The sequence below is a fragment of the Paenarthrobacter sp. NPDC056912 genome, from assembly GCF_042786555.1.
GTDB lineage: Bacteria > Actinomycetota > Actinomycetes > Actinomycetales > Micrococcaceae > Arthrobacter.
The window spans coordinates 26815-39293 of sequence record NZ_JBHUCD010000014.1 but is presented as its reverse complement, the minus strand read 5'-3'; the positions used below and the strand labels follow the sequence as shown (position 1 = coordinate 39293).

12 protein-coding genes are annotated in these 12479 nt (G+C 61.8%); 11 read left to right on the top strand and 1 reads right to left on the bottom strand.

Going from position 1 to position 12479, the window contains the following annotated elements:
* Window positions 1-37: 37 nt before the first annotated feature.
* From ftsZ to dnaE, 9 genes are all read left to right on the top strand, one after another.
* A complete protein-coding gene (gene ftsZ / locus ACFRJ9_RS15620; RefSeq protein ID WP_377669671.1) occupies window positions 38-1258 on the top strand; it encodes a cell division protein FtsZ in 1221 nt (406 codons plus the stop codon).
* Between the two features lie 25 nt (window positions 1259-1283).
* Window positions 1284-1997: a polyphenol oxidase family protein gene (locus tag ACFRJ9_RS15615; protein WP_377669910.1), complete on the top strand. Its 714-nt coding sequence runs from the start codon at window positions 1284-1286 to the stop codon at window positions 1995-1997.
* On the top strand, window positions 1990-2748 hold the full coding sequence (locus ACFRJ9_RS15610) for a YggS family pyridoxal phosphate-dependent enzyme (RefSeq protein WP_377669669.1): 759 nt from the start codon (window positions 1990-1992) through the stop codon (window positions 2746-2748). Before ACFRJ9_RS15615 ends, ACFRJ9_RS15610 begins: the two co-directional genes overlap by 8 nt.
* Before the next feature lie 86 nt (window positions 2749-2834).
* A complete protein-coding gene (locus tag ACFRJ9_RS15605) occupies window positions 2835-3368 on the top strand; it encodes a cell division protein SepF (RefSeq protein ID WP_377669667.1) in 534 nt (177 codons plus the stop codon).
* Between the two features lie 106 nt (window positions 3369-3474).
* Window positions 3475-3762, top strand: coding sequence for a YggT family protein (locus ACFRJ9_RS15600; protein WP_207597124.1), 288 nt, complete (start codon window positions 3475-3477; stop codon window positions 3760-3762).
* A 157-nt stretch (window positions 3763-3919) separates the two neighbouring features.
* Complete coding sequence (locus ACFRJ9_RS15595) at window positions 3920-4618, top strand: DivIVA domain-containing protein (protein WP_377669665.1); 699 nt, start codon at window positions 3920-3922, stop codon at window positions 4616-4618.
* Window positions 4619-4717: 99 nt separating this feature from the next.
* A complete protein-coding gene (lspA, locus tag ACFRJ9_RS15590; RefSeq protein ID WP_377669663.1) occupies window positions 4718-5320 on the top strand; it encodes a signal peptidase II in 603 nt (200 codons plus the stop codon).
* Window positions 5313-6239, top strand: coding sequence for an RluA family pseudouridine synthase (locus tag ACFRJ9_RS15585; protein ID WP_377669661.1), 927 nt, complete (start codon window positions 5313-5315; stop codon window positions 6237-6239). The genes lspA and ACFRJ9_RS15585 overlap by 8 nt, the downstream gene beginning before the upstream one ends.
* Window positions 6240-6295: 56 nt before the next feature.
* Window positions 6296-9853, top strand: a complete 3558-nt coding sequence (gene dnaE / locus ACFRJ9_RS15580) for a DNA polymerase III subunit alpha (protein WP_377669659.1) — start codon at window positions 6296-6298, stop codon at window positions 9851-9853.
* Between the two features lie 19 nt (window positions 9854-9872).
* Here dnaE and ACFRJ9_RS15575 read toward each other — a convergent pair whose 3' ends face one another.
* Window positions 9873-10373 (bottom strand): flavin reductase family protein, encoded by a 501-nt coding sequence (locus ACFRJ9_RS15575; RefSeq protein ID WP_377669657.1) that lies wholly within the window; start codon window positions 10371-10373, stop codon window positions 9873-9875.
* A 112-nt stretch (window positions 10374-10485) separates the two neighbouring features.
* Here ACFRJ9_RS15575 and ACFRJ9_RS15570 point away from each other — a divergent pair, with 112 nt between their 5' ends.
* The gene (locus ACFRJ9_RS15570; protein WP_377669655.1) at window positions 10486-11019 is read left to right on the top strand and encodes a hypothetical protein; all 534 of its coding nucleotides are present in this window, start codon (window positions 10486-10488) and stop codon (window positions 11017-11019) included.
* A gap of 4 nt (window positions 11020-11023) precedes the next feature.
* Window positions 11024-12388 carry a histidinol dehydrogenase gene (gene hisD / locus ACFRJ9_RS15565; RefSeq protein WP_377669653.1) on the top strand — a complete coding sequence of 455 codons (1365 nt, stop codon included), beginning with the start codon at window positions 11024-11026 and terminating at the stop codon, window positions 12386-12388.
* Window positions 12389-12479 lie beyond the last annotated feature (91 nt).

Sequence of the window (12479 nt, the reverse complement as noted above, 5' to 3'; positions counted from 1 at the left end):
CAGTTTCGCTATAGGACACAAGCAAGGGGCACGAAACGTGGCAGCACCGCAGAATTACTTGGCCGTCATCAAGGTCGTCGGCATCGGCGGCGGTGGCGTGAACGCAGTCAACCGCATGATCGAGGTCGGCCTCCGGGGCGTGGAGTTCATCGCCATCAACACGGATGCGCAGGCGCTGCTCATGAGCGACGCCGACGTCAAGCTTGACGTCGGACGCGAGCTCACCCGCGGTCTCGGTGCGGGCGCAAACCCCGAGGTCGGCAAGCAGGCAGCCGAGGACCACGCCGACGAGATCGAAGAAGTTCTCCGCGGCGCTGACATGGTCTTCGTTACCGCCGGCGAAGGCGGTGGCACCGGTACTGGTGGCGCCCCCGTGGTTGCACGAATCGCCCGCTCCCTGGGTGCACTCACCATCGGCGTTGTCACCCGGCCATTCACCTTCGAGGGCCGCCGTCGCGCCGGTTCGGCAGAAGCCGGCATCGATGCCCTGCGCGATGAAGTCGATACCCTCATCGTGATCCCCAACGACCGTCTCCTGTCCATCAGTGATCGCAACGTCTCCGTCCTGGACGCTTTCCGCTCCGCTGACCAGGTGCTCCTCTCCGGTGTCCAGGGCATCACTGACCTGATCACCACCCCCGGCCTCATCAACCTTGACTTCGCCGACGTCAAGTCCGTCATGCAGGGCGCCGGCTCGGCCCTGATGGGTATCGGTTCGGCCCGCGGTGAAGACCGTGCCGTGAAGGCCGCTGAACTCGCCATCGCGTCCCCGCTGTTGGAAGCATCCATCGACGGCGCCCACGGCGTACTGCTCTCCATCCAGGGCGGCTCCGACCTGGGTCTGTTCGAAATCAACGAGGCAGCCCGCCTGGTTCAGGAAGTGGCCCACCCCGAGGCCAACATCATCTTTGGTGCCGTCATCGATGACGCCTTGGGTGATGAAGCCCGGGTGACTGTTATTGCTGCAGGCTTCGACGACGTCAAGGCAACCTCGCCGTCCATGGACCAGTCCCGCCCGGCGCAGAACCCCGTTCCTTCCGATCGTCCGGCCGCTCCGAGTTCCGCGCCGTCAAGCGCAACGGCACCGCAGCACGCTACAGCCGGCATCGGTGCGTCCGGCTTGAGCAACTGGGGTCAGCAGCGCCCGTCGGCGCTGCCGGCCGATTCCGGCTTCGACGTCGACCTCCCCGCCGTGGTGGAACCCGATCTTTCGGGCAGCCGCTCGGACGACCTCGACGTTCCTGACTTCCTGAAGTAAGCCGCGTTCGGAGAGTCAGTACTTGGTGTTCTGGTGGCGCGATGAAGTTCGGCCCGGCGTCTCTGTAGCCTTCACGGATACAGACGCCGGGAATCTGGCTCTCCACGTGGGAGACAACCCGCAGCAAGTTTTGGCGCGCCGCGTCCGCTTGGAGGAAGCTGCCGGCTTGGGTGCAGGCAGCTTCCAATACATGGATCAGGTCCATGGCAACGCTGTGGAGTTCATCGCAGCGCCCGGCCCCGGGCCAACTGCTGACGCCATGGTCTCAGCAGCTACCGGGTCCATCACCTCAGCCCGGCCCCTGGCTGTGATGGTGGCTGATTGCGTACCCGTGGTGTTCGTAGGCGACCACGCCAGCACGAACCCGGTCATAGCCGTTGCCCATGCAGGACGTCCTGGTGTGGCCTCAGCAGTGGTCCCTGCCACCGTTGCCGAGATGCGTCGGCGTGGCGCGCTGAACATCAGCGCGTGGCTCGGGCCTTCCATCTGCGGATCCTGCTATGAGGTCCCGGAGCAACTGCGCTCGGAAGTCTCGGCGAAGGTGCCCGCCACGTGGTCAACAACGTCGTGGGGAACTCCCGCCCTGGACCTCCCTGCCGGTGTTCGGGCGCAGTTGGCCGAGCTTGACGTGAACGTGGAATATTCGGGGGAGTGCACTTTGGAGCACGAATCCCTTTTCTCATACCGGCGGGACTCCCGAACCGGTCGATTCGCAGGTTTGGTGTGGACGCATGACTGACTTTGGGACCCAGGCCGGTCAGGGAGGAACCCTGGCCGGTGACGCTCGGACCGATGAACTGGCGGGACGTCTCGGCGTCGTACAGCGCCGGATCGAAGCCGCCACCTTGGCCGCAGGTCGTTCGGATGCACCCCGGCTGATTGTGGTGACCAAGTTCCATCCGGCAGCTGATGTACGCCGTTTGGTGGCACTCGGAATCGGGGATGTCGGCGAGAACCGTGACCAAGAAGCGGCATCCAAGACAGCTGAACTTACCGACCTTGATGTTCGCTGGCATTTCATCGGGCAGCTTCAAAGCAATAAGGCCAAATCGGTCGCCAAATACGCCGCATCGGTCCAATCCATTGACCGGCCGCAGGTTGTTGACGCTTTGGCGAAAGCCATTGCGCGGGAGCAGGACACCAGTGGCCGGAGCGATCTCGAATGCTTCATCCAGGTCAGTTTGGATGACGACGCCGGTGCGCACCGAGGTGGCGCCCTGCCTTCCGAGGTGGAGGCCCTCGCTGCGAGGATCGAATCGGCGGCCGGGCTGCAGCTTGCAGGGCTGATGGCCGTAGCGCCGCTAGGTGCCGATCCGGAAACCGCTTTTGACAAGCTTGCAGGCATTTCCCGCGATCTGAGGGCTATCCACCCGGCGGCATCCGCGGTATCTGCCGGGATGAGCCAGGACCTTGAAGCCGCAGTCAAGTTTGGGGCGACACACCTGAGGATTGGCTCCGATATTCTCGGATCCCGTCCAGCCTTGGGGTAGCGTCAAAGTATTGGAATGACGGGCCGGGGTTCCAATAATGTCAAGTCATGACGGCCCGCCTACTGCAGAAACGATAGGAGTGCACCATGGCTGGCGCTCTGCGCAAGACAATGATCTATCTTGGGCTCGCCGACGGCGATGAACACTACGAATCTGAGCAGGCCGTCGCGCACCACGACGAAGAACGCCCCCAGGTTCCGGAACGGGAAGAGCGCCGGGCGCCTGCTCCTGTTCGGGAAGTTGTCCGTGAATTGCCCCCTGTTGACGCCGAAGAGGAATACCGCGCACCCGTGACACCCATCAAGCGTGCGGCGTCGAGCCGCGAAGATGCCTCTGGTTTGAGGCAGATCACCACCGTTCATCCCCGTTCCTACAATGACGCCAAGGTTATCGGTGAGAGCTTCAGGGACGGCATTCCCGTCATCATGAATGTCACAGACATGGGTGAAGCCGACGCAAAACGCCTCGTGGACTTCTCCGCGGGTCTCGTCTTCGGCCTCCACGGCAGCATCGAAAGGGTCACCAACAAGGTGTTCTTGTTGTCGCCGTCGTATGTCGAAGTCATCGGAGATGACAAGAAGGCCAGCGAAACGCAGGCAAGCTTCTTCAACCAGAGCTGAGAACGAACTTTTGCGGATGCCAGGCGGGTCAACCTGCCTGGCATCTGTGTTGCAATAGTAGGGACCGATCGGCATTCCGGAACAAGTGGGAGATCTGAGCTAACTCGTGGGCATTGTTTTCGGCCTTATCTATATTGTGTTGTTGCTGTTTTTCATTGCCCTGATCATCAGACTCATCTTTGAATGGGTGCAGATGTTCGCCCGCCAATGGCGCCCCCGCGGTGTGGCATTGGTTACAGCACATGTGGTCTACTCGGTCACGGACCCTCCGCTCGGGAGGCTCCGCCGACTGATACCACCGCTCCAACTGGGTGGAATCTCCCTGGATTTGGGCTTCTTGATACTGATTATTGCCGTGAGCATCGCCATGGCCGTAACCAACAGCCTGGCCTAGCTGCACCGCGGAACCCGGACCACCGAATGGTCCACAGGCCGCAAATTCTCCAAATCAACACGATGGTGTTGAATTGGAGGAACCAGATGATATTTAGGTACCGTAGTTTTGAACGGCCGGAAGGCCTACTGACTAACTAGACCAACGAGGTGACCAGATGGCTTTGACGCCAGAAGACGTTGTCAACAAGCGCTTTCAGCCGACCAAGTTCCGCGAAGGCTACGACCAGGACGAGGTAGACGACTTCCTCGACGAGATCGTGGTGGAACTTCGCCGCTTGAACCAGGAGAATGACGAACTTCGCAAGAAGCTCGGCGAGACTGGTTCGGCTGTGCCTGCCGCCACTGCTGCCGCCCCCGTCGTCGAGAAGGTTCCGGCTCCGGTCAAGGTTGACAAAGAAGCTGAGGCGAAGGCCGAAGCTGAAGCCAAGGCTGCCGAAGCTGCCAAGAAGAAGGAAGCAGAGCAGGCCGCTGCTGCTGCCGCAGCTGCCAAGGCTCCCGCTGCAAGCAACGGTGTCACCCCTTCGGCGGAATCCGCTGCAGGGCTGTTGGCCATGGCTCAGCAGATGCACGACAAGCACGTTTCCGACGGCGCTCAGCAGAAGGAAAAGATCATTGCCGAGGCGCAGATCGAGGCGTCCAGCCTGGTCAACGACGCTCAGGAAAAGTCCCGCAAGATCCTTGGCGCCCTTGAGCAGCAGCGCTCCGTCCTGGAGCGCAAGGTTGAGCAGCTCCGTGGCTTCGAGCGCGACTACCGTTCACGCCTGAAGGCCTACATCGAAGGCCAGCTCCGCGACCTCGACGCACGCGGCTCTGTTGCTGCCCCTGAGGTCGGCGAAGCAACCGCCGACGTTTAGCAAGTATTCTGAAAGCCGGTGGCTGAGGACTCCTCGGCCACCGGCTTTTGCTGTTAACGCCCTGGCAGTAGCCCGACACGCTTCCCGAATGAAAGCACAATGACCGACGACTTCACCGATGCCGCATCGCAGCCCGCGCCCACCACACGCCGTAAGTGGCGTCCGGCCATGCTCTGGCTCTTCACCGGCTTTGCCGTGTTCGCCTACGCCTTCGATCAGCTGACCAAGCTTTGGGTAACCAGCACCATGACCGAAGGGGAGCGCATTCCTGTGCTGCCCCCGCTGCTGCACTGGTACTACATCCGGAACTCCGGGGCTGCGTTCTCCATCGGCGAGAACGTGACATGGATCTTCACGATCGTCATGGCAGCTGTGTCAGTGGCGATCCTCTTCCAGTTGCGCCGTCTGGGCTCAGCCTGGTGGGCGCTGTCCTTGGGGCTGCTGCTGGGAGGTGCGTTGGGCAACCTGACCGACCGTCTTTTCCGCGAGCCGTCCTTCGCCATGGGGCACGTGGTGGACTTCATCCAGCTCCCCAACTTTGCGATCTTCAACATCGCGGACTCAGCAGTGGTGTCCGGCGTTGCAATTATCTGCATCCTGACCCTGCGGGGAGTCTCCATGGACGGATCACGCCACGTGGCCACGTCGGCAAAGGATAACAAGCGCGCCGAAGGCCCTGCCGGGGAGCCTGCCGGTGAGTGATTCGGTAGTGGTCCCGGACGACCTGGCAGGGGCCCGGGCCGACGCCGGCCTGGCCAGGCTGTTGGATATTTCCCGTTCCGCGGCCGCCCTGCTGATCGCTGAAGGAAATGTCACCAGCGGCGGGGTGGCACTGGGCAAATCCTCGAAGCTCGCCGGCGGTGCAGTACTTGAAGTTACGGTTCCCGAGCGGCCGGACCCCTTGGAAGTCGTGGAGGAAGTTGTGGAAGGCCTGAAGATCTTGCTGGATGACGAGGATTTCGTTGTCATCGACAAGCCGGTGGGCGTTGCTGCGCACCCATCACCTGGCTGGGTCGGGCCCACGGTGGTGGGTGGCCTTGCCGGTGCCGGATACCGGATCTCGACGTCGGGAGCGCCTGAGCGGGCCGGGATTGTCCACCGGCTGGACGTCGGCACATCAGGCGTCATGGTGGTCGCCAAGACCGAGCACGCCTACACGGTGCTGAAGCGGGCCTTCAAGGAGCGCACGGTGGACAAGGTCTACCATGCCGTAGTCCAAGGCCTCCCGGACCCTCTTGAGGGCACTATTGATGCCCCGATCGGGCGCCACCCGGGCCATGACTGGCGATTCGCGGTGATCGAGGACGGGCGCCCATCGGTGACCCACTATGAGGTTCTTGAAGCGTTCGGCAAGGCTACTTTGGTTGAGGTTCATCTGGAGACCGGGCGGACTCACCAGATCCGGGTTCACTTCTCCGCCTTGCGGCACCCTTGCGCCGGCGACCTCACTTACGGGGCGGATCCCCGGCTCGCTGCGAACCTTGGGCTGACCAGACAGTGGCTCCACGCCCGCCAGCTTGGCTTCACCCATCCCAGAACCGGTGAATGGGTGGAAGTCACCAGCAACTACCCGGCCGACCTCCAGTACGCGCTGGACCTGCTTGCCAGCGGAAGTGCCTAGGCAACCCTCTCAAGGAGGTCCGCATCCCGTCCTGACGGGGACGGTAGACTGTCGTGGTGACTTCCAGCAATGATTCGTTCGTCCACCTGCACACCCATACCGAATACTCCATGCTGGATGGAGCGGCCCGCCTGACTGAGCTGTTCGATGAAACCGAACGCCTCGGAATGCCTGCCCTGGCCACAACGGACCACGGCTATCTGTTCGGCGCTTTCGACTTTTGGCGCAAGGCCACGGACAAGGGCATCAAGCCGATCATCGGCGTGGAAGCATACGTGACTCCGGGAACTGCCCGCGGTGACAAAGAGCGTGTGCGCTGGGGCGATGAAAGCCAGCGCAAGGACGACGTCTCCGGTGGTGGTTCATACACCCACATGACGCTCTTGAGCTACAACAACGTAGGCATGCGGAACCTGTTCCGGGCGTCCTCGATTGCGTCGTTGGATTCGGTGTTCGGCAAGTGGCCGCGCTTGGATCGCGAGCTCCTCAACACGTACTCGGAAGGGCTCATTGCCACCACGGGATGCCCGTCCGGCGAGGTGCAGACCAAGCTCCGACTCGGCCAATACCGGGAAGCCGTCGAGGCAGCTGCCGAATTCAGGGACATCTTCGGCGCGGAAAACTATTTCTGCGAACTGATGGACCACGGCCTGGACATCGAGCGTCGCGTCACCGGTGACCTCCTGCGTCTGGCCAAGGAACTCAATCTTCCACTCGTGGCCACCAACGACCTCCACTACACTCACGAACACGATGCCAAGGCCCACGAGGCACTCCTGGCCATTCAGTCCGGCTCCACATTGCTGGAGCCGACGTACGACAACGGCGGCTCGCGCTTCGCCTTCTCCGGCAGCGGCTACTACCTGAAGTCTCCTCAGGAAATGCGCGAACTGTTCCGCGACCACCCGGAAGCCTGCGACAACACCCTGCTCATCGCCGAGCGCTGTGAAGTCTCCTTCAACACCGGCGCCAACTACATGCCCCGATTCCCTTGTCCGCCGGGAGAAGACGAAACCTCCTGGCTGGTCAAGGAAGTAGACACCGGCCTGCAGTACCGCTACCCCCAGGGAATCCCGGACAAGGTCCGCAAGCAAGCCGATTATGAGCTGGGGGTCATCACCTCCATGGGCTTCCCCGGATACTTCCTGGTGGTGGCCGACTTCATCAACTGGGCCAAGAACAACGGCATCCGGGTGGGTCCGGGGCGTGGTTCGGGCGCTGGCTCCATGGTGGCGTATGCCATGCGTATTACCGATCTCGATCCCCTCCAGCACGGCTTGATCTTCGAACGCTTCCTCAACCCGGACCGCGTCTCCATGCCCGACTTCGACGTCGACTTCGATGATCGCCGCCGATCGGAGGTCATCGACTACGTCACCAAGAAGTATGGCGACGAACGCGTAGCGATGATTGTCACCTATGGCACCATCAAGACCAAGCAGGCACTCAAGGACTCATCCCGTGTGCTGGGCTACCCGTTCAGCATGGGTGAGCAACTGACCAAGGCCCTGCCGCCGGCAGTCATGGCCAAGGACATCCCGCTTGCGGACATCCAGAACCCGGAATCCAAGCGCTACAGCGAGGCCGGCGATTTCCGCCAGCTCATTGCGACTGATCCCGAGGCTGCTAAGGTCTTCGAGACAGCGCTGGGCATCGAGGGCTTGAAACGGCAGTGGGGCGTGCACGCCGCAGGCGTCATCATGTCATCGGACCCCATCATTGATGTCATTCCCGTCATGCGCCGTTTCCAGGACGGCCAGGTAATTACCCAGTTCGACTATCCAACGTCCGAGGGCCTCGGGCTGATCAAGATGGACTTCCTGGGTCTCCGAAACCTGACGATCATTTCGGACGCCCTGGAAAACATCAAGATGAACCGCGATGTAGACCTGGACCTGGAGAACCTGGAACTCGACGACGCCGCTTCCTACGAACTCCTGGCACGCGGCGACACACTGGGCGTTTTCCAGCTCGACGGCGGCCCTATGCGTTCACTGCTCAAGCTCATGAAGCCTGACAACTTCGAAGACATCTCCGCCGTCCTGGCCCTGTACCGGCCTGGTCCTATGGGCGCCAACGCCCACAACGACTACGCGCTGCGCAAGAACGGGATCCAGGAAGTCATCCCCATCCACCCGGAGCTGGCGGAGCCGCTGGAAGACATCCTGGGTGGTACGTTCGGCCTGATCGTTTACCAGGAGCAGGTGATGGCCGTGGCGCAGAAGCTGGCTGGCTATTCGCTTGGCCAGGCAGACATCCTGCGGCGTGCCATGGGTAAGAAAAAGAAATCAGAACTGGACAAGCAGTTTGCTGGATTCTCCCAAGGCATGCAGGACAACGGCTACTCCATGGCAGCCGTCAAGACGCTCTGGGACATCCTGCTGCCCTTCTCCGACTACGCCTTCAACAAGGCCCACTCGGCGGCTTATGGCGTTATTTCGTACTGGACTGCCTATTTGAAAGCGCACTACGCGCCTGAATACATGGCAGCGCTGCTGACCTCTGTTGGTGACGACAAAGACAAATCGGCCATCTACCTCAACGAGTGCAGGCGAATGGGCATCACGGTCCTCCCGCCGGACGTCAACGAATCGTCGTTGAACTTCACCCCAGTGGGCAAGGACATCCGCTTCGGCATGGGCGCTATCCGGAACGTCGGCGTGAACGTTGTGGATGCCATGGTGTCCGCCCGGACGACAGAGGGAAGCTACACCTCCTTCAAGGACTTCCTCCTGAAGGTGCCTGCGGTGGTCTGCAACAAGCGGACCATTGAATCGCTGATCAAAGCCGGAGCCTTTGATTCGCTCGGACATCATCGCCGCGCGTTGGCGATGATCCATGAAGAAGCCATTGACTCCGTCATCACGCTCAAGCGCAACGAGGCCATCGGCCAGTTCGATCTCTTTGCCGGATTCGAGGACCAGGAGCCCGAGGCCTCGCTGACCACGGAAATTCCCGACCTTCCTGAGTGGGAGAAGAAGGACAAATTGTCCTTCGAGCGCGACATGCTGGGCCTCTACGTCTCAGACCATCCGCTGCAGGGCTTGGAGGGCGTCCTCAGCCAGCATGCCGAGCAGTCCATTACGTCGATCATCGCCGAAGACGGACCGCACGACGGCGCGATCGTCACCATTGCGGGCATGATTACCTCGCTGAGCCGAAGGATCGCCAAGGCCAGCGGCAATGCCTACGCCCGTGCGGAGATAGAGGACCTTGGCGCCTCCATGGAAGTCATGTTCTTCGGGCAGGTGTACGGCCCCATTGCTTCGGTGCTGGCGGAGGATCTGATCGTCGTGGTCAAGGGCCGGCTCCAGCGCAGGGATGACGGTGCCATCACCTTGAACTGCATGGAGCTCTCGGTTCCGGACCTGAGCGAAAGCGTGAACGGCCCTGTGGTGATAACCATTCCAACCTTCAAAGCGACGGAGTCCGTGGTGACGGACCTGCGCGATGTCCTCCGCACCCATCGCGGGAACTCCGAAGTCCGGCTGAAGCTGATGGGCGACACCAAGATTGAGGTCATGGGCTTGCCCGTCCACATGCGGGTCAACCCCAGCCCGTCGCTTTTCGGCGATCTGAAGGTCCTCCTCGGCCCGGCCTGCCTCGATACCTAGGCCAGCGACCGCCGCTCGGTCAGATCTCGTAGTCGAGCGGTGCCGGGCGGCTGTAGCCGCCCCCGTGGTAGAGCAGGGGAGTGCCGTCTTCGCCTACTTGACCGTCAATAACTTCCACGACGATGACGGCGTTGTTCTCGAAGGACAGGCGCATCTGGATTTTCCCGACGAGCCAGCCGCTGACATCCTTCAGGATGGGTACGTCATGCGGCCCGGGCTCCCAGTGGTCGCCTTCAAAGCGGTCGCGGGTCCGCGCGAATCGATTGGCCAGTGCCTGGTTTTCGAGCCCCAGCATGTGGACTCCGATGTATTCGGCGCCTGCCACTGCGGGCCAGGAGCTGGAACTCCTGGCCATGTTGAACGTGAAGCGTGGCGGCTCGGCGGACAGGGAGGCTACGGACGTAGCCGTAAATCCGAAAGGCTTGCCGTTAAGGTTCGCCGTGATGATGGCCACCCCGGCGGCATGCCTGCGGAACATCTCCCTGAAGGTCTGTTCGAAGCCGGGTAGTTCGCTTGCCACGTGGGTGTTTCTCCTGCACTGGGGTTTATCTTGCCTCTCTTCAGGGTATGCCCCACGTGCTTGGACGCCTTATTTTGTTGAGGTGGCATGAACGTTTGTTAATGTGAGTTGCATGACCCAGCCCAGTATGAACATCGCCGCGGATGCCGAACCTGCCCGCGCTTCAACCCCTCGGCGCTTCCGGGACGGCCTGTGGTTTGCTGTTCCCGCGGTTTCCGGCGCAATTCTGGGCGTTCTGTGGTGGGTATTGGCGCCGGGCGGACTCAACTTGCTGTCCGGTAATCCCGATTTGGCGAATGCGGCCAACCCTGAATCCTGGCTTCCGAGGGATTTGATCCTCGCTGGCCTTGTGTTGCTGGCCGGTTGCTTCACGGGGGTCATGCTGGACGGGAAGCTGCACGGACACGATGCCGTTCGCCGCTTGGTCTTAGCCGTGCTTGGCAGCGCAGCGGGTGGTGTAATTGCCTGGCTGGTTGGCCTTCTCGCCGCGCAGCTGTGGGGGCCGGCGCCGGATTCCGCGCTCGGCCCCGAATATGGCTTCACCCTGCGTTCCTACTCGGTCCTTTTCCTGTGGCCCGGGGCCACTGCCTTCGTCACGTTCGTTTTGGCCTTGTTCGGGGTTCTTTCCAAGAAGCCCGTAAAATAGCAGGGTGACCACTTCTTCGGATACTTCCGCCCCTGCCGACGCTTCCTTGAAATTCCGCAGCATCGATTTCCGGGGACGCCACCTGTCCTTGGCAGAACTGCGCGCCGCGGTACCCCGGGCACAGCATCGGACCATGGCTGACGCGGAGCAGAAAGTCCTGGACATCATTGCTGCTGTTAGAGGCCGCGGATTTGCGGCCCTTGCCGAGCTGGCCAAGGATTTCGACGGCGTGGAACAGACCCACCCGCGGGTCCCCGCGGAGGCTCTGACCCGGGCGTTGGCCGAGCTCGACCCGGAGGTCCGTGCGGCCTTGGAGGAGTCGATCAGCCGTGCCAGGCAGTTCGCCGAACAGCAGCGGCCCGCCAATGTTGACGTCGCATTGGCAGACGGAGCCGTTGTCAGCCAGAACTGGCTTCCAGTGGGGCGCGTGGGACTCTATGTTCCCGGGGGTCTGGCCCCTTTGGCCTCTTCCGTCATCATGAACGTGGTGCCCGCAGTGGCGGCCGGTGTTGAGTCAATTGCGCTGGCTTCCCCGCCCCAGAAGGATTTTGGCGGCCTTCCGCACCCCACCATCCTTGCGGCTGCCTCACTCCTGGGCATTGACGAGGTCTACGCCATCGGCGGCGCCCAGGCGATTGTTTCCTTTGCCTATGGTGTCCCCACTACCGGGGACGAACTGCCCATTGAGCCTGTGGATGTCGTCACGGGTCCCGGAAACATCTTCGTGGCCACGGCCAAGCGGCTCGTTAAGGGCGTCGTGGGCATTGATTCTGAAGCGGGAACCACGGAAATCGCCATCCTTGCCGACTCCACGGCGCAGGCCCCGCTGGTCGCTGCCGATCTCATCAGCCAAGCCGAGCACGATCCCAAAGCAGCGTCAGTCCTGGTGACGGACTCCGCAGAGTTGGCTGACGCCGTCGTGCGTGAACTGGCTCGGCAAACCGCGACGACAAAACACCAGGCCCGCGTACTTGAGGCGTTGTCCGGCCCTCAGTCCGGCGTTGTCCTGGTGGACGATCTTGAGCAGGGGATTGCGGTCTGCAACGCCTATGCTGCGGAGCACCTGGAGATCATGACGGCGGATGCACCTTCTGTTGCGGCGCGAATCCGCAACGCTGGCGCGATCTTTGTGGGCGACTACAGCCCCGTGAGCCTGGGCGACTATTGTGCCGGTTCCAACCATGTGTTGCCCACCAGCGGCACAGCCGCCTTCTCGTCGGGCTTGAACGTGACGACGTTTCTCCGTGCCGTGCAGGTCATCAACTACAACCGCACGGCGTTGGAGCAAGTCAGCGGTCACATTCTCAGCCTGTCGGGTGCAGAGGATCTTCCGGGCCATGGAGACGCGGTCCGGATCCGCTTCGCCTAGGGAGCAAACCACTACATATAAGGGTGGCTACTACTACATGTAGTAATTACACGCTTGTCATTAGGGTGGAGACAAACGTAAACTGGTGCCG

Bases quoted from the DNA above. Each gene is read 5' to 3' on its own strand.
- ACFRJ9_RS15605 (WP_377669667.1), top strand. From the start codon at position 2,835: ATGGCTGGCGCTCTGCGCAAGACAATGATCTATCTTGGGCTCGCCGAC.
- ACFRJ9_RS15570 (WP_377669655.1), top strand. From the start codon at position 10,486: ATGACCCAGCCCAGTATGAACATCGCCGCGGATGCCGAACCTGCCCGC.
- ACFRJ9_RS15610 (WP_377669669.1), top strand. From the start codon at position 1,990: ATGACTGACTTTGGGACCCAGGCCGGTCAGGGAGGAACCCTGGCCGGT.
- lspA (WP_377669663.1), top strand. From the start codon at position 4,718: ATGACCGACGACTTCACCGATGCCGCATCGCAGCCCGCGCCCACCACA.
- ACFRJ9_RS15595 (WP_377669665.1), top strand. From the start codon at position 3,920: ATGGCTTTGACGCCAGAAGACGTTGTCAACAAGCGCTTTCAGCCGACC.